Consider the following 15,994-nt stretch of genomic DNA (forward strand, 5'->3'; position numbering starts at 1 on the left):
ATTCGTGCCGGCACGCATGCGGCACCGAACGCCGGGCCGGTGCCGGCGCCGGCGGCGGGCAATTTTCTTTCGTGAGGCGGGCGGGCGACCCGGCCTTCAGACCGGTGGCGCGATCTCTATCGGGCTGCCGTCGGAAAAGCGCGAAAGGCGGAACTCGGAGGGATCGACGATGGGCGGATCTCCGGTGACGAGATCGGCGACGAGATGTCCGGCCCCGGGGCCGATGCCGAAGCCGTGACCGGAGAAGCCGGTGGCGATGACGAGGCCCGGCACCTCTTTCGCGTGCGAAATGACCGGGACGACGTCCGGCGTGACATCGATCAGGCCGGCCCAGATCTGAACCGGCTCGACGGTACGCAGCTTCGGAAGAGCTTTTCTTGCTTCCTCGAATGCCTTGAGTACGGATTTCGGATCGGGCCGAGGATCGAGGATGCGGTGGCGCTCGAAGGCGCCGGGCCGATCGAGGGGCACGGATGCGATTTCGAAAAGCTCGCGCCAGCTCTGGGCGCTCAAGCCCGCCTGCACGGCCTCGCCCTCGGCCCTTCTCGCCGCGCGAAAATCGCGGAAGAATGCCAAGGTGTCCGGCACGAGCGGATGCAGATTGGCACCCGCGGTGGCGATCGTGTAGCCGCCGTCGAGGCGTTTGCGATAGGCGTAAGTCGCCGTTGCGCCTGCGCCGGCCGGGCCGCCCTCGACCGGAGCGGTCCTGAGCACGGTGTTGCGCACTTTTAGCTGCGGCAGCCGAATGCCGAGGCCCTTGCAGAAGAGCCGCGACCAGGCGCCGCCCGCAAGCACCACCGTCGAGGTTTCGATGCGGCCCTTTTCGGTGACGACGGCGCTTACCCGACCCGCACTCTTCTCAACCCCCCGCACCGCACAGCCGGTAACGATATGTGCGCCGGCTCGGCGTGCTCCGGCCGCGATTGCGGGAACGGCCTTCTGCGGCTCCGCTCGGCCGTCGCTGGGCGTATAGAGCGCGCCTTTGTAGCGGATCGCCGCCCCGGCCATACGCTCCCGGGTCTCGTCGGCGGTGAGCTGGCGGCTGTCGACGCCATGGGGTTTCGCAAGCGCGAGCCAGGCATCGCGGTTGGCGACGTCCTGCTCCGTTTCGGAAATATAGAGAATGCCGCTCCGGCGAAATCCGGTCTCGCCGCCGACGCGCGCATCGAGGGTATCCCAGATTTTCAGCGCCTCCAGCGCCAGCGGAATCTCGCGCCGATCGCGGCCCATGACGCGCACCCAGCCCCAGTTGCGGCTCGATTGCTCGCCGCCGAGATCGCCCTTCTCGCACAGGACGACTTTCACGCCGCGCTCGGCGAGAAAGAGCGCCGTGCTCACTCCGATGATACCGCCGCCGATGATGACGACGTCGGCACTACCGGGCAGTGAAGCATCGGTTTCAACGGGGTCGAGAGCGGGGCCGGGCATGATCATCTCTTGGGTTTGTTCAGTTATGTCTATCGCTGCATCCAATGTCGGCTTCGATCAAGCCTGCTTGGCCGGTTTCGGGCGGCGATGCACAGTTCCCGTGCCCGAAGCTCCCGCATCGTCTTTGAGCGGTCGCGCCTTCCCGTCTCCTGCGCCAGGCTTTATGTTCGCTCCATGCACGATACCGAAGCCGACCCCCGCCTGATCCTCCGCATCGACTTGCCGCCGAACAGCCGTCTCGGGCGCGGCAAGATCATGCTTCTGGAACACATCCGCGAGACCGGCTCCATTTCCGCTGCCGGGCGGGCCATGGATATGTCTTACCGCCGTGCCTGGCTGCTGGTCGACGCCTTGAACCGCATGTTCAAGGAGCCGGCGGTGGACTCGCAGCGTGGCGGCAAGCAGGGCGGCGGCGCCGTCGTCACCGCTTTTGGCGAGATGCTGATCGAGCGCTTCCGGGCGATGGAGGCCAAGGCGCAGGCCGCGATCGCGGACGATCTCGATTGGCTCGACGCCATGCGCGACTGCAAAGGTGCTCCGCAAGAGGAGCCAACCGGAAAGCCGCTCTAACCATTGGCTTCTCTAATAATCGAGCGCGACGGTCTTGATGATGGCGTGCACCTGCTTTCCCGGGCAAAGCGCGAGCGCATCGCGGGAGACGGTCGTCACGCGCGCGGCGATAACGTTGCCGCCGCAATCGACGCGCATGTCGACGCTTCCTTGCCGCGGCGACGAGACGCCGACGATCGTTCCCGGAAGCACGTTCAGGGCGCTGATGCCTTCCGGGCGACGGGTCGCCAGCATCACGTCGCGCGCGGCAATGTAGAGGCGTAGACTTTGCCCGGCCTCTGCGACGAGATGCGGCACGCGGATCAGGCAGTCTCCGGCGCGCACCACGGTCAGTTCGTGGCCTTCGTCATGACTGTCGACGGTGCCCTCGATCAACGTGCCCGCTTGCCGCCGGTCGGCGGCGGATGTCGGAAACGGCTCGTTCAGAACGGCCGCCGTTTTGCCGAAGGCCTTGACCCGGCCGTTTTCCATGACGACGACGCGCTCCGCCAGCCGCGCCACTTCAGCCACCGAATGACTGACATAGACGATCGGAATCCGCGTCTCGTCGCGCAGCCGCTCCAGATAGGGCAGGATTTCGGCCTTTCTGGCGTCGTCGAGCGCGGCGAGCGGCTCGTCCATCAGGAGCAGGCGGGGGGAAGCGAGCAGCGCCCGGCCGATGGCGACGCGCTGCCGCTCGCCGCCCGAGAGCGTCGAGGGCATCCGATCGAGCAGATGTCCGATGCCGAGCATTTCCACGATCCTGCCGAATTCGGGCCCCGATCGGGCCGCGCCTGCGAACCAGCGGCCATAGGCGAGATTTCTGCGGACGCTGAAATGCGGAAAGAGGCGGGCTTCCTGGAACACATAGGCAAAGCGGCGGCGGTGGACGGGGGTGAAAAGCCGGCGCTCACTGTCGGCGATCGTGTCGCCGTCGAGCACGACGCGGCCCTGATCGGGCCGGAGGAGGCCGGCGATGATGTTGACGAGCGAGGTCTTGCCGGAGCCGGAGCGGCCGAAAAGGGCGGTCACGCCGCCCTCCGAGCCGAAGGCGGCGTCGACCGCGAAGGAGCCGAGACGAAGGCGCGCTTCGACCTCGAGCCTCATGCCGCCACCGTCCGCCGCGCCGCGGCTGAAGCCATGGCTTCCGAAAGCATCAGGGCCGCCATCGAAATAACGACGGAGATCGCGGCAAGGCGCATCGCGCCGGCGTCGCCGCCCGGCACCTGTGTGAAGGTATAGATCGCGGCGGAAAGCGTCTGCGTCTCGCCGGGGATATTGGAAACGAAGGTGATGGTCGCGCCGAACTCGCCCATGGCCTTGGCAAAGGAGAGGACCATGCCGGCGAGAATGCCGGGAAGGATCAGGGGCAATGTGACCGTCAGGAAGATCCAGGCGGGGCTCGCGCCAAGCGTTCCCGCCGCTTCTTCGAGCTTGCGGTCTACTGCTTCGATAGACAGCCGGATGCTGCGGACCATCAATGGGAAGCCCATCACCGCGCAGGCGAGCGCCGCTCCCGTCCAGCGGAACGAAAAGACCAGCCCGAAATTCTCAGCGAGAAATGCACCGATCGGGCCGCGCCGGCCGAAAAGGAGCAGCAGAGCGAAGCCCGTGACGACCGGCGGCAGGATCAGCGGCATATGGACGAGGCCGTTCAGGAGCGACTTGCCCCAGAAGCGGCCGCGCGCAAGCATCATCGAGACAAGGAGCGCCGGCGGCAAGCTCGCAAGCATCGCAACAGTGGCGACCCGCAAGCTCAGGCGGACGGCGGTCCACTCCGCGTCGCTCAATGCCATCCAGTCCAAGCTCGTACTCCCGTTCCTGACGCGCCGTGTCGTGCAATCAATCGGCAAATTCTATTCCAGAACGGTGAAGCCCTCGGCCTGGAAAAGCGCCGCCGCCTTCGGCGAGCGGACGAATTCGAGGTAGGCGGCGGCATCGGCGTTCCTGCTGTCCGCGGTGATCGCGATCGGGTAGACAATTGGGGGGTGGCTGTCCTCGGGGAAAGTGCCGACCACTTTCACATTGGCGTCCGCTGCAGCGTCGGTTCGGTAGACGATGCCGTAGGGCGCCTCGCCACGTGACACGAGGAGGAGGGCGGCGCGCACGCTTTCGGCGCCGGCGACCTTTCCGGCAACGTTCGGCCACAGCCCGAGCTTTTCCAGCGCGGCCTTGCCATACTTGCCGGCGGGGACGGATTCCACGGCTCCCATGGCCAATCGTCCGTCGCCGAGAAGACCGGCAAGGTCGAGACCCGGCTCGATCTCGACAGCCCGGGCATCCGACTTGCCGGAGACGAGGACGATACGATTGCCGAGCAGGTTGGAGCGCGTGCCGGCCTTGATCAGCTTCTTGTCTGCGAGGTAATCCATCCAGGCGAGGTCGGCCGAGATGAACACATCGGCGGGCGCGCCCTGTTCGATCTGTTTCGCCAGCGCCGAACTCGCCGCATAGGAAACGGTGGCTTCCTTGCCGGTCTGTTTGAGCCATTCGCCGTTGATCGCATCGAGCGCATTCTTGAGACTCGCCGCGGCGAACACGGTGACCTTCTCCGCCGCCTGAGCCGGTGCAAAGGTCGTTCCCGCCAGAACCACGCCGAGCACCAGTGACACGCCCTTGAGCCAATCTCTTCTCGTTGTCACACCCAAGTCTCCCGGTTCGTGATATTTTCCAAGATATAGCGCTCCGGTATTTTGGTTACCGCTATATTCGTGGAAATACAATGCGGCCGTTGCGCTGCAGTCAAAATCGGTGAACCGATGGGGCGGAGACGACGCGAGCGCTTGCGATAGGCGCTCATGCGTCTAAATTCCGGAACGAGACCCAAGGAGGTGGACGATCCACATGGACGCGACGATCAGGCTGGAAGAAAGCTGGAAAGCCGTTCTGGGCGGGGAATTCCGCCACGGTTACATGGCCGAGCTCAAGCGGTTCCTGCTGGAGGAAAAGCAGCAGGGTCGGCAGATTTTTCCGAGGGGCGTCGAATATTTCCGTGCGCTCGATCTGACCCCGCTCGACAGGGTACGCGTCGTCATCCTCGGCCAGGACCCCTATCATGGCGACGGGCAGGCGCATGGGCTCTGCTTCAGCGTTCGTCCGGGCGTGCGCACGCCGCCCTCCCTCGTCAACATCTACAAGGAATTGCAGGAAGACCTCGGCATTCCGCCGGCGCGCCACGGCTTCCTCGAAAGCTGGGCGCGCCAGGGCGTGCTGCTTCTGAACAGCGTGCTGACGGTCGAACGCGGCCGCGCGGCCTCGCATCAGGGCAAGGGTTGGGAGCGCTTCACCGACGCCGTAATCCGGGCGGTCAACGAGCAGGCGCAGCCCGTCGTCTTCATGCTCTGGGGCTCTTACGCGCAACGCAAGGCCGCTTTTGTCGATCGTTCGCGTCATCTCGTGCTCACCGCACCGCATCCGTCACCCTTATCGGCCCATGCGGGGTTCTTCGGCTGCCGGCATTTCTCCAAGGCGAATGCGTTTTTGACGTCCAAGGGGCTGGATCCGATCGATTGGCGGTTGCCGGAAGATCCCCCTTTGGCCGTCGAGCGGCAGCTGGCGCCGAACTGCTGACGCGGCCGTAGCGCTTGCCGTCGCGAATGGGCCTTGCACCCGCCGCGGCGATCCGTCAAAGACTGGCCCGATAATGCGGGCGGGACTGGCCCGATTATGCGGGCGGGACTGGCCCGATTATGCGGGTGTGACTGACGCGATTATGCGGGTGGGATTGCCCGACTATGCGGGTGGGGCAATGGGAGACGGCATGCGACACATCCTGATCATCGGTATCGGTGCCGGCAACCCCGAGCACATGACGGTTCAGGCGATCAATGCGCTGAATCGGGCCGATGTGCTCTTCATCCCCACCAAAGGGGAGAAAAAGACCGAGCTGGCCGAGCTGCGCCGCGCGATATGCGCCCGTTACGTGACGCGGGCCGGCAGCCGCACCGTCGAATTCGCGGTGCCCGTCCGCCGCACCGAAGGCCGCAGCTACGTGGAAAGCGTGGACGAGTGGCATGCGGGCATCGCCGCCGCCTACGAGGCGCTGCTGGAGAGCGAGCTTGCGAAAGGCCAGACCGGCGCCTTCCTCGTCTGGGGCGATCCGATGCTCTATGACAGCACGATCCGCATCGTGGAACGCGTGAAGTCGGGCGGCCGGGTGGCCTTCGGCTACGACGTCATTCCGGGCATTACCAGCCTGCAGGCGCTCTGTGCCAGCCATCGCATCCCGTTGAACCTCGTCGGCAAGCCGGTGGAAATCACCACTGGCCGGCGGCTCGCCGAAAGTTTTCCGCACAAAAGCGAGACGGCCGTCGTCATGCTCGACGGCGAGCAGGCGTTCCGGAAGATCGAGGATCCGGACGCCGAGATCTATTGGGGGGCCTATCTCGGCACGCCCGACGAGATCGTCATTTCAGGGCGCCTCGCCGAGGTGAAAGAGCGGATTCTCGAAGCGCGGGCCGCGGCGCGCGAGCGGATGGGCTGGATCATGGATATTTATCTGCTGCGCAAGGGCGCCGATTTCGAAGAGTAGTCGGGCGTTGCCCCTGCTCTCGGCGGCAGATCTTTGATCTCTCTCGACGCTCGCCCTGTGATATAGGCTCGATCGATCAAGCGTGCCGGGTTGGCTCGCAGATACCGAAGGATTACCGAGACGAATGAAAAGCTGCGCCGCTCCACGAGCCGACCGATCTGCGACCGGCGCATCGATGCGCCGCGGGAGCTGTCCTTCGCTGGCGGCGCCGATGCAGACCGGGGACGGCCTGCTCGTGCGGCTGCGACCGGCAGGCGACGGCCTCACGCCGGCCGAGATGAGGGCGATTGCCGGTGCGGCTGCGACATGCGGCAGCGGGATCATTGAGGTCACGGCGCGCGGCAACCTGCAGATCCGCGGCCTGACGCCGGAAAGCGTTGCGGCGCTCGCCGAAGCGATCGGGGCGGCGGAGATAGCCATTGCCGAAGGGGTGGCGATCGAGACGCCGCCGCTTGCCGGATTCGACCCGGACGAAGTCGCCGATCCTCGCCCGCTCGCCCGCGCGCTGCGTATGGCGATCTCCGGCGCGGGTGAGGCGCTCAGGCTCGCGCCGAAACTCTCGATCGTCGTGGATGGAGGCGGCCGCTTCCACCTGGGAAGCCTGACCGCCGACCTGCGTGTCTCGGCGTTCGGGCATGAGGACGGCGTGCGATGGCTGCTTTCGCTCGGCGGGACGGCGCGCTCGGCAAAGCCCGTCGCGCTCTTGGAATCGAACGAAATTGTCCCTATCGTTCTCGAAATCCTGGGAGATCTCGCTGCACTCGGCCCCGCTACCCGCGCCCGCGACCTTGATGCCGATCTTCTTCGGCAGCGCGCGGCGGCCGGCGATGCCCTGCCGCGCGCGCGCGGTCCCGCTATTTCGCCGCCACCGGCGGGCATCCACCACTTCGGCGGCGCCGGCACCGTGCTCGGCGTCGGCCTGACCTTCGCGCAAACCGATGCGGGCAGTCTCGTCGCGTTCCTCCGACAGGCGGAGGAGCTCGGCGCAAACGAGATACGCTTGGCACCCCCGCGCGGTCTGTTCGTCCTCGGTCTCTCGGGCGAAACGTCGGCCGTCGTGCAACGCCTTGCCTGCTCATACGGCTTTCTGGTCGCCTCCGACGATCCGCGCAATCACATAGCCGCCTGCGCGGGCCTCGCCTGCGCCTCGGCGCGCATGGACACAAAGGCGACGGCGAGGCTGTTGGTCGAATCCGCGCCGGATCTCCTCGACGGTTCGGTGACGGTGCATCTCTCCGGCTGTCCCAAGGGTTGCGCCAGACCCACGGCGTCGCCGTTGACGCTCGTCGGTGCGCCATCAGGATATGCGCTTGTCGTAAATGGCACTGCTTCCGTCGCGTCGAGTGCCTACAGGGATGAAAACGGAATAGGATCTGCGTTCGGCGCGCTGAACGCGCTCGTGCGGGAAAACAAAGACGCTGGCGAATCGGCGCTGTCCTGTCTTACACGGCTCGGGACCGCGCGCATCGCCGCCGCGTTTGAACAGGGATAGAAATGCCTGATTACGATTACATCCGCGATGGCAACGCCATCTATGAGCGTTCCTTCGCGATCATCCGCGCGGAAGCCGATCTTTCCGGCTTTTCGGAAGAAGAAGCCGATCTCGCCATACGCATGGTGCATGCCTGCGGATCGGTCGAGGCGGTGCGACAATTCGTGTTCTCGCCCGGCTTCGTCTCCGCCGCGCGCGCGGCGCTGAAAGACGGCGCGCCGATCTTCTGCGACGCCGAAATGGTCGCCCATGGCGTGACGCGCGCCCGGCTGCCCGCCGGCAACGAGGTGATCTGCACGCTTCGCGATGCGCGTACCGCGGAGATCGCCACCGAGATCGGCAATACGCGTTCCGCAGCGGCGCTGAAGCTCTGGGGCGAGCGGATGGCTGGCTCCGTGGTTGCGATCGGCAATGCGCCGACAGCGCTCTTCTATCTGCTCGAAATGCTGCGCGACGGCGCGCCGAAGCCGGCGGCGATCCTCGGAATGCCCGTCGGTTTCGTCGGTGCGGCCGAATCGAAGGACGCGCTTGCCGAAAATTCCTATGGCGTTCCCTTTGCGATCGTTCGCGGCCGTCTGGGCGGCAGTGCGATGACCGCCGCCGCGCTGAATTCTCTCGCGAGGCCGGGCCTGTGAGCGGCGTGGTATCAGGCCGGCTTATCGGCGTCGGAACGGGTCCCGGCGATCCTGAACTCCTGACCGTAAAGGCCGTCCGGGCACTCGGCGAAGCGGATGTCGTCGCCTATTTCGCCAAGGCCGGACGCAACGGCAACGGCCGCGCGGTGGTGGAAGGTCTTTTGAAGCCGGACATGACCGAATTGCCGCTCTACTACCCGGTGACGACCGAGATCGACAAGGATCACGACGCCTATAAGCGCCAGATCACCGATTTCTACGACGCCTCGGCCGAGGTCGTCGCGGCGCATCTTCTCGCCGGACGGACGGTCGCGGTGCTGAGCGAGGGCGATCCGCTTTTCTACGGTTCCTACATGCACCTCCATGTGCGGCTTGCCGGCCGCTTCCCGGCCGAGGTCATTCCGGGCATCACCGCAATGTCGGGCTGCTGGTCGCTGGCGGGGCTGCCGCTGGTGCAGGGCGACGACGTGCTCTCGGTTCTCCCCGGCACGATGGGCGAGGGCGAGCTTCAGCGCCGCCTCGCCGACACGCAAGCCGCGGTCATCATGAAGGTCGGCCGCAACTTGCCGAAGATCCGCCGGGCGCTGGCGGCGGCAGGCAGGCTCGAGGCGGCCGTCTATGTGGAGCGCGGCACCATGAGGAATGCGGCGATGGTTCCGCTCGGCGAGAAGCCGGACGACGAGGCGCCCTATTTCTCGCTGGTGCTCGTTCCTGGCTGGAAGGACAGGCCCGGCGGTAAGGACAGGCCCGGCCGGAAGGAAAGGCCCGGATCGGAGGGCAGCGCATGACCGGAAAGCTCTTCATCGTCGGCACCGGCCCCGGCAATCCGGCGCAAATGACGCCCGAGGCCGAGGATGCGATTGCGGTCGCGACCGAGTTCTTCGGCTACGGCCCCTATCTCGATCGCCTGCATCTTCGGGCGGATCAACGGCGCATCGCTTCGGACAATCGCGAGGAACTGGACCGTGCCCGGGCAGCACTCGCGCGCGCCGCAGCCGGGGCAGATGTCTGCGTCGTCTCCGGCGGCGATCCCGGCATCTTCGCGATGGCGGCCGCCGTCTGCGAGGCGATCGACAAGGGGCCGCAGGAATGGCGTGAGGTCGATCTCACGATCACGCCCGGCGTCACCGCGATGCTCGCAGTCGCAGCCCGGATCGGGGCACCGCTCGGACACGATTTCTGCGCCATGTCGCTTTCCGACAACCTGAAGCCATGGGATGTCATCACCAGACGACTGAGGCTTGCCGCCGAAGCGGGGCTCGTCATCGCGCTTTACAATCCGATCAGCAAGGCGCGTCCCTGGCAGCTCGGCGAGGCCTTCGAGGTTCTTCGGCAGGTGCTGCCGGCCCGCGTTCCGGTTATCTTCGGCCGCGCGGCCGGGCGGGCGGACGAGCGCATAGCAGTCATGCCGCTCGGTGAGGCCGATCCCGACCGCGCCGACATGGCGACCTGCGTGATCATCGGTTCGCCGGAGACGCGCACCATCGCCCGCGAGGGTAAGCACGACCTCGTCTACACGCCGCGGTCCTTCACCGGAGAAAGCCATTGACGGATGCGTTCGAGCGCCTCGTCGCAGTCGCCGACCGATTGAACGTCGGCAGGCTTGTGGCGCTCGACCATCACCACCTCGATTCCGAGGTGACGCGCCGCCGCTATCTTGCCGTAGGTGGCCGCACCGCCGCTGTTCTTGGCGACGATGACGTCGATCCCGTGGCGTTCGAGCAGTTCTGTTTCGTCGGTCTGCGCAAAGGGGCCGGAGGCGAGGATGGCGGTGACATCCGGCAGATCGAGCGGCGGCATCACCGGATCGACGCTGCGCACGACGTAGCTGTGCTGCGGCGCCTTCTCGAAATGGTAAGCCTCCTGCCGGCCGATTGCCAGCAAGACGCGGCGCGGCTCCTCGCCCAACGCGGACACCGCTTCCGCGACGCTTCCGACGCAGGTCCATCGATCGCCGGGCTCTGCCGCCCAGGCGGGGCGGCGGAGCGCAAGGAGCGGCGTTCCGGTCATCTTGGCCGCTGCGGCGGCGTTGAGCGAGATGCGGGCGGCGAAGGGGTGCGTCGCATCGATCAGCAGGGCGATATTTCGTTCGCGCAGAAAGGCGGCAAGCCCTTCGGCGCCGCCGAAGCCGCCGATGCGCGTCGGAAGCGGCTGCGGGCGGGGATCGGCGGTACGGCCGGCAAGCGAGATCGCCGCATCGTAATGCGGTTCGCAGACCAGACGTTCTGCGAGCTGCCGCGCCTCGGTCGTTCCACCCAGGATCAGAATGCGAGGTCTGCCCGTGGCTGACATGTCGAACAGTGGCTCGGCCATCGTCGCTCCCTGGCTCATCGTGATCGGTATCGGAGAAGACGGTGTAGCCGGTCTCGGCGACGAGGCCAAGCGCCTGATAAAGGCAGCTCCCGTCGTCTTCGGCGGGGCCCGCCATTTGGAACTCGCCGCGCCGCTGATCGGCGGCGAACGCCATAGCTGGCAGAGCCCGTTTGAAAAATCGGTGGAGGCGATCGTCGCCGGGCGCGGCAGCCCTGTCGTTGTGCTCGCCTCCGGCGATCCGTTTCTTTACGGCGTCGGCGCCACGCTGGCGCGCCGCGTCGATGCCGCCGAAATGCGCACCATCCCCGCGCCGTCCGCCTTCAGCCTCGCCGCTTCCCGGCTAGGCTGGGCGCTGCAGGAGGTCGCGACCGTTTCGCTGCACGGCCGTCCGCTCGATCTCATACGGCCGCATCTTCAGCCCGGCGCGCGCGTTCTGGCGCTGACCTCGGACGAGAACGGGCCGAAGGCGCTTGCCGGGCTGCTTGCAGAAAGCGGATTCGGTCAGTCACGGCTTACGGTTCTCGAAGCGCTCGGCGGCGCAAGCGAGCGTGTCTCCCGGCATCTCGCTTCCGGCTTCGCGATGGAGGACCTCGACGCTCTGAACGTCTGCGCGCTTGAGGTGGTGGCTGATGCCGATGCACGCGTTCTGACGCTTGCCAGCGGCCTGGACGATCGGTTTTTCGAGCATGACGGCCAGATCACCAAGCGGGAGGTGCGGGCGCTGACGCTCTCGGCACTCGCGCCGCGCAAGGGCGAACTCCTCTGGGACATCGGCGCCGGCTCAGGCTCGATCGCGATCGAATGGATGCTTGCCGATCCGGCGATGCGCGCCGTCGCCATAGAGGCGTCGTCCGAACGGGCTGCGCGGATCGGCCGCAACGCCGCCCGCTTCGGCGTTCCGGGGCTTGTGGTCGCCGAAGGGCAGGCGCCGGAGGCGCTGCACGGCCTTCCGCAGCCGGACGCGATCTTCATCGGCGGCGGCGGCAGCGAGCCCGGGGTAATGGAGGCGGCGGTTGCGGCGCTCGCGCCCGGCGGACGTCTCGTCGCCAATGCCGTGACGACGGAGATGGAAGCGGTGCTGCTCGCCCGACACGCGCGGTTCGGCGGCTCGCTGATCCGCATCGACATCGCCCGGGCCTCGCCCGTCGGCGCCATGACGGGCTGGCGGCCGGCGATGCCGGTCACGCAATGGTCGTGGATCAAGGCGTGAGCCGATCTACGAGCCATGCTTTTTCGAGAGGACAGATCATGACGGTTCATTTCATCGGCGCAGGCCCGGGCGCGGCAGACCTCATCACGATCAGGGGCAGGGACCTGATCGGCCGCTGCCCCGTCTGCCTCTACGCCGGTTCGATCGTATCGGCCGAGCTCTTGCAATATTGCCCGCCGGGCGCCCGCATTATCGATACCGCGCCGATGTCGCTTGACGAGATCGAGGCGGAATATGTCCGCGCCGCCGAAGCCGGCGAGGATGTCGCCAGGCTGCATTCCGGCGATCTCTCCGTCTGGAGCGCGGTGGCAGAACAGATCCGCCGGCTGGAGAAGAATGGGATCGACTACACGCTGACGCCGGGCGTCCCCGCCTTCGCTGCCGCTGCCGCGACGCTCGGCCGCGAGCTGACGATCCCGGCGGTCGCGCAGAGTCTGGTGCTGACCCGCGTCTCGGGTCGTGCCTCGCCGATGCCGAACAGCGAGACGCTTGCCGCCTTCGGCGCCACCGGTTCGACGCTTGCGATCCATCTTGCGATTCACGCGCTCGGTCAGGTGGTCGAGGAGCTGACGCCGCTTTACGGCGCCGACTGCCCGGTCGCGATCGTGGCCAAGGCCTCCTGGCCGGACGAACGCGTCGTCCGCGGCACGCTCGGCGATATCGCAGCCAGGGTCGCGGCGGACCCGATCGAACGCACCGCGCTGATCTTCGTCGGACCGGGCCTGGAGGCATCGGATTTCCGCGAAAGCTCGCTCTACGACCCGGCCTATCAGCGCCGCTTCCGCGGGCGCGATTGAACGGGCGGGCATCGTTCAAAGTGCTATAGCGAGCTTTCCTGATAAGACACGCGGCGCCGCAGAAAAGCGCCGGCTGATCATTGCCCGTTCGGCGAACGGTCCATTCCCGGAAGCTTGCCGATCTCATTTGCGAGGAAGTCGATGAGAAGGCGGACCCGGGAGATGCCGGCGCGGTCCGGTACGACCAGCATGTTGAGCGGCACGGAAGGAAGCGAATAGTCGGGCAGCACGACCTCGATCCTTCCCGCCTCCAGAAGATCGCCGACAAGCCATCGATGCGCAGGCGCGATGCCGCGTCCGGAGACGAGCGCTTCGCGTGCGGCGAGGCCATGGTCCACTTTCAAGCGACCGCCGAAGGGAACGGCGTGGTACCTGCCATCCCGCCCCTGCAGGGCGAGGGTTTCGCTGCCTGCCACATTCGACATCCGGATGCCTTCGTGCCCGATGAGCTCCTGTGGAGTGGCCGGTCTTCCTCGCTTCGCCAGGTAGGCCGGCGCTGCCACCAGCAGCCGTCGGCTTTGGCCAAGCGCCTTCATCCGCATCGAACTGTCGGTAAGAGGCCCCAGGCGGAGCGCCACATCAATTCCCTCCCGCACGAGGTCGATCCGCTCATCGGTAAGGCTCAAATCGACGCCGATATCCGGATAGGCGTCCTGAAATTCGAAGATAAGCCGGCTTACATGCAGCACACCAAAAGCCGCCGTGCAGGAGATGCGGATCGTGCCGGCGTGGGCGCCGCGCGTAACGCGCACCTCGTCGCTGGCCTGTTCCACCAGGCGCAGGATCTCGACGCTTCGAGCATAGTAGCGGCTGCCTTCGTCGGTCATCGTGACGCGCCGGGTGGTCCTGCTCAGCAAAGGCGCGCCGACGGCCTCCTCGAGTTCGCGCAGATGCCGCGTCACGGTGGATTGGCCGATGCCGAGCTCTCGCGCCACTGCCGACAAGCTGCCCCGTTCCGAGACGCGAACGAAGGTGCGTATCCGTTCGAGGGTGACGTCTGATTTATCCATTATATGGCTCAATCATATCCATTCCAGACATATAGTGGAATATTGATGCTCCGGCTACAGTGAGGCGACCTACCATCAGGAGAATGATCCATGAAAATTCTGCTCGTCTTTGCCCACCCTGAATCGCGTTCGCTCAACGGAGCGCTCCGCGACGTCGCGGTCGAGGAGCTCATGAACCAAGGTCACGAAGTGCGGATCTCTGACCTCTATGCCGACGGCTGGAAGTCCGAAGTCGGTCACGCCGATTTCCCCCTTTGGCCGCCGGATGCGCGGCTGGTGCCGGTCGCGGCGTCCAAGAAAGCCTTCGAAACCGGTGCTTTGACGGAAGATGTAAGGGGGGAGATCGACAAGCTGCTGTGGGCCGACGTTCTGATCCTCCAATTCCCGCTCTGGTGGTTTTCCATGCCTGCCATTCTCAAGGGCTGGGTCGATCGGGTGTTCGCCTACGGCTTCGCCTATGGCGTCGGCGAGCATAGCGACAAGCGCTGGGGCGACCGCTATGGCGAAGGCAACCTGGCAGGCAAACGCGCGATGCTGATCGTCACCGCCGGGGGTTGGGAAGAACACTATTCGGCCCGCGGGGTGAACGGACCGATCGACGACCTTCTGTTCCCGATCAATCACGGCATCCTCTATTATCCCGGCTATGACGTGCTTCCTCCCTTCGTGGCTTATCGCGCCGATCGCCTCGACGAAGCCGGATTCACTGAGGCCGCTGAGGGTCTTCGGGAAAGGATGCGGACGATCGGGACCGTCTCACCCATTCCATACAGACAGCAAAATGGCGGAGACTATCTCATTCCAAGCATGCAGCTCCGCCCCGGACTGGGAGACCAGACTGCGTCCAGTTTTGCGCTTCACCTGGATGAGACGCGGGAGGCGCTTCGTCAGGCGGGCGAGTAGCTATTCTTCACCCGGTGCGGGTTTCTGCTTGGGCGGCACGCCCTGCCGTTCCTCGAAGCGGTCGCGGTACAGGGTCGCCTGGCCAAGCAGCATCAGGGTCACGGGCGTCGTCACCGTCACGAAGAAGATGATGAGGACTTCGTGGAACACCCAGCGGCTCTGCAGGACGGCGAAGCAGAGGATCGACGCGAGGCAGAGGAGGATGGTGCCGCCGCTGGTCGCGATCGTCGGGGCGTGCAGGCGCGCGTAGAAATCGGGCAGGCGCAGGAGCCCGAGCGATCCTATCAGGGTGGTCGCGGCGCCGATAAGCATCAGGCCGCAGACGAGCAGCGCCGCCCATGGCGGAAGGTCGGTCAGATGGCTCATTCGATCACCTCGCCGCGCATCAGGAATTTTGCCAACGCGATGGACGAGGCGAAGCCGATCACTGCGATGATCAGCGCCGTTTCGAAATAGACCGTATTCGCCGTACGGATACCGAAGGTGATGAGCATCAGCATCGCATTGATGTAGAGCGTGTCGAGACCGAGAATGCGGTCCTGGGCCCTCGGTCCTCTGGCCATGCGGTAGAGCGCGAAGGCCATGGCCAGCGCAAGCATGGTCTGTGCGACGAGCACGGACCAGACGACGGCAAGCTCCATCATTCGAATATCTCCTTCAAATCGGCCGCATAGCGCGTGATCGTTTTCCGCCACAGGTCCTCGTTGTCGATGTCGAGCACGTGGAAGAGCAGGATCTTCCGGCGACGGTCATATTCGAGCCATGCGGTGCCCGGCGTCGCCGTGACGACGCAGGCGAGCAGCGCCAGGGCGTTCTCGTCGGCGAGATCGAGGCTGACCGTCATGAAGCCCGCATTCACCGGACGCCTGCCTGCGCGCAGGATGATGAGCGTGACGGCGATATTGGAGCGGATGACGTCGCCGACGACGCGCAGGATGAATCCGGCGATCCGGCTCCAGCGGTGGAGACGCGAGCGGGCGGGCTGCAGGTTGAGCGTCACCCATGCGAGAGCCGTGCTGACCACCAGGCCGAGGACGATTGAGCCCGGCGCCACGGACTGGCTCAGAAGCAGCCACATGAGGAGGAGCGCGATCGAGAGCAGCGGGTAGGGGAACCAGGTACGCAT

Annotated in this window: 19 protein-coding genes; 10 read left to right on the forward strand and 9 right to left on the reverse strand. The window is 65.9% G+C overall.

The annotated features are described in order from the left end of the window. Positions 1-96: 96 nt before the first annotated feature. Complete coding sequence (locus tag BHD07_RS00480) at positions 97-1,434, reverse strand: NAD(P)/FAD-dependent oxidoreductase (protein WP_338276990.1); 1,338 nt, start codon at positions 1,432-1,434, stop codon at positions 97-99. Between the two features lie 168 nt (positions 1,435-1,602). Here BHD07_RS00480 and BHD07_RS00485 point away from each other — a divergent pair, with 168 nt between their 5' ends. Then, positions 1,603-1,998: a winged helix-turn-helix domain-containing protein gene (locus tag BHD07_RS00485; protein WP_100673049.1), complete on the forward strand. Its 396-nt coding sequence runs from the start codon at positions 1,603-1,605 to the stop codon at positions 1,996-1,998. A 12-nt stretch (positions 1,999-2,010) separates the two neighbouring features. Here BHD07_RS00485 and modC read toward each other — a convergent pair whose 3' ends face one another. From modC to modA, 3 genes are read right to left on the reverse strand one after another with little or no spacing between them, the layout of a single operon-like run. Further along, on the reverse strand, positions 2,011-3,084 hold the full coding sequence (modC, locus tag BHD07_RS00490; protein WP_338276993.1) for a molybdenum ABC transporter ATP-binding protein: 1,074 nt from the start codon (positions 3,082-3,084) through the stop codon (positions 2,011-2,013). After that, positions 3,081-3,773, reverse strand: a complete 693-nt coding sequence (modB, locus tag BHD07_RS00495; RefSeq protein WP_338279270.1) for a molybdate ABC transporter permease subunit — start codon at positions 3,771-3,773, stop codon at positions 3,081-3,083. The genes modC and modB overlap by 4 nt, the downstream gene beginning before the upstream one ends. A gap of 60 nt (positions 3,774-3,833) precedes the next feature. After that, on the reverse strand, positions 3,834-4,619 hold the full coding sequence (modA, locus tag BHD07_RS00500; RefSeq protein WP_100673050.1) for a molybdate ABC transporter substrate-binding protein: 786 nt from the start codon (positions 4,617-4,619) through the stop codon (positions 3,834-3,836). A gap of 202 nt (positions 4,620-4,821) precedes the next feature. Between modA and ung the strand changes: the two genes are divergently transcribed. From ung to BHD07_RS00530, 6 genes are all read left to right on the forward strand, one after another. Beyond that, positions 4,822-5,547, forward strand: coding sequence for a uracil-DNA glycosylase (gene ung / locus BHD07_RS00505; RefSeq protein ID WP_018096646.1), 726 nt, complete (start codon positions 4,822-4,824; stop codon positions 5,545-5,547). A gap of 190 nt (positions 5,548-5,737) precedes the next feature. Continuing rightward, a complete protein-coding gene (cobF, locus tag BHD07_RS00510) occupies positions 5,738-6,508 on the forward strand; it encodes a precorrin-6A synthase (deacetylating) (RefSeq protein WP_338276997.1) in 771 nt (256 codons plus the stop codon). Positions 6,509-6,632: 124 nt separating this feature from the next. Then, complete coding sequence (cobG, locus tag BHD07_RS00515) at positions 6,633-8,000, forward strand: precorrin-3B synthase (RefSeq protein WP_338276998.1); 1,368 nt, start codon at positions 6,633-6,635, stop codon at positions 7,998-8,000. A gap of 2 nt (positions 8,001-8,002) precedes the next feature. Beyond that, positions 8,003-8,635 (forward strand): precorrin-8X methylmutase, encoded by a 633-nt coding sequence (locus BHD07_RS00520; RefSeq protein ID WP_018096649.1) that lies wholly within the window; start codon positions 8,003-8,005, stop codon positions 8,633-8,635. Next, positions 8,632-9,423, forward strand: coding sequence for a precorrin-2 C(20)-methyltransferase (locus BHD07_RS00525; protein ID WP_324762401.1), 792 nt, complete (start codon positions 8,632-8,634; stop codon positions 9,421-9,423). The genes BHD07_RS00520 and BHD07_RS00525 overlap by 4 nt, the downstream gene beginning before the upstream one ends. After that, the gene (locus BHD07_RS00530) at positions 9,420-10,184 is read left to right on the forward strand and encodes a precorrin-3B C(17)-methyltransferase (protein WP_100672853.1); all 765 of its coding nucleotides are present in this window, start codon (positions 9,420-9,422) and stop codon (positions 10,182-10,184) included. Before BHD07_RS00525 ends, BHD07_RS00530 begins: the two co-directional genes overlap by 4 nt. Here BHD07_RS00530 and BHD07_RS00535 read toward each other — a convergent pair. After that, complete coding sequence (locus tag BHD07_RS00535) at positions 10,148-10,948, reverse strand: cobalt-precorrin-6A reductase (RefSeq protein WP_100673052.1); 801 nt, start codon at positions 10,946-10,948, stop codon at positions 10,148-10,150. The two genes, BHD07_RS00530 and BHD07_RS00535, sit on opposite strands and share 37 nt — an antisense overlap. Here BHD07_RS00535 and cbiE point away from each other — a divergent pair. Further along, positions 10,926-12,158: a precorrin-6y C5,15-methyltransferase (decarboxylating) subunit CbiE gene (gene cbiE, locus BHD07_RS00540; RefSeq protein ID WP_338277003.1), complete on the forward strand. Its 1,233-nt coding sequence runs from the start codon at positions 10,926-10,928 to the stop codon at positions 12,156-12,158. The genes BHD07_RS00535 and cbiE overlap by 23 nt on opposite strands. A 38-nt stretch (positions 12,159-12,196) precedes the next feature. Then, positions 12,197-12,955: a precorrin-4 C(11)-methyltransferase gene (gene cobM, locus BHD07_RS00545; RefSeq protein ID WP_100672854.1), complete on the forward strand. Its 759-nt coding sequence runs from the start codon at positions 12,197-12,199 to the stop codon at positions 12,953-12,955. 77 nt (positions 12,956-13,032) lie between these two features. Here the strand turns inward: cobM and BHD07_RS00550 are convergent, their stop codons facing one another. Further along, the gene (locus BHD07_RS00550) at positions 13,033-13,965 is read right to left on the reverse strand and encodes a LysR family transcriptional regulator (RefSeq protein WP_338277006.1); all 933 of its coding nucleotides are present in this window, start codon (positions 13,963-13,965) and stop codon (positions 13,033-13,035) included. Positions 13,966-14,055: 90 nt separating this feature from the next. Between BHD07_RS00550 and BHD07_RS00555 the strand changes: the two genes are divergently transcribed. Beyond that, a complete protein-coding gene (locus tag BHD07_RS00555) occupies positions 14,056-14,868 on the forward strand; it encodes an NAD(P)H-dependent oxidoreductase (RefSeq protein ID WP_338277008.1) in 813 nt (270 codons plus the stop codon). On the opposite strand, the gene mnhG is transcribed toward BHD07_RS00555, so the two are convergent. From mnhG to BHD07_RS00570, 3 genes are read right to left on the reverse strand one after another with little or no spacing between them, the layout of a single operon-like run. Further along, complete coding sequence (gene mnhG, locus BHD07_RS00560; protein WP_100672857.1) at positions 14,869-15,234, reverse strand: monovalent cation/H(+) antiporter subunit G; 366 nt, start codon at positions 15,232-15,234, stop codon at positions 14,869-14,871. Beyond that, positions 15,231-15,512: a K+/H+ antiporter subunit F gene (locus BHD07_RS00565; protein WP_003528834.1), complete on the reverse strand. Its 282-nt coding sequence runs from the start codon at positions 15,510-15,512 to the stop codon at positions 15,231-15,233. The genes mnhG and BHD07_RS00565 overlap by 4 nt, the downstream gene beginning before the upstream one ends. Then, positions 15,509-15,994 (reverse strand): Na+/H+ antiporter subunit E, encoded by a 486-nt coding sequence (locus BHD07_RS00570; RefSeq protein WP_324762394.1) that lies wholly within the window; start codon positions 15,992-15,994, stop codon positions 15,509-15,511. Before BHD07_RS00570 ends, BHD07_RS00565 begins: the two co-directional genes overlap by 4 nt.

Source organism: Sinorhizobium sp. KGO-5, from assembly GCF_036245905.1.
Taxonomy (GTDB): Bacteria; Pseudomonadota; Alphaproteobacteria; order Rhizobiales; family Rhizobiaceae; genus Sinorhizobium; species Sinorhizobium meliloti_A.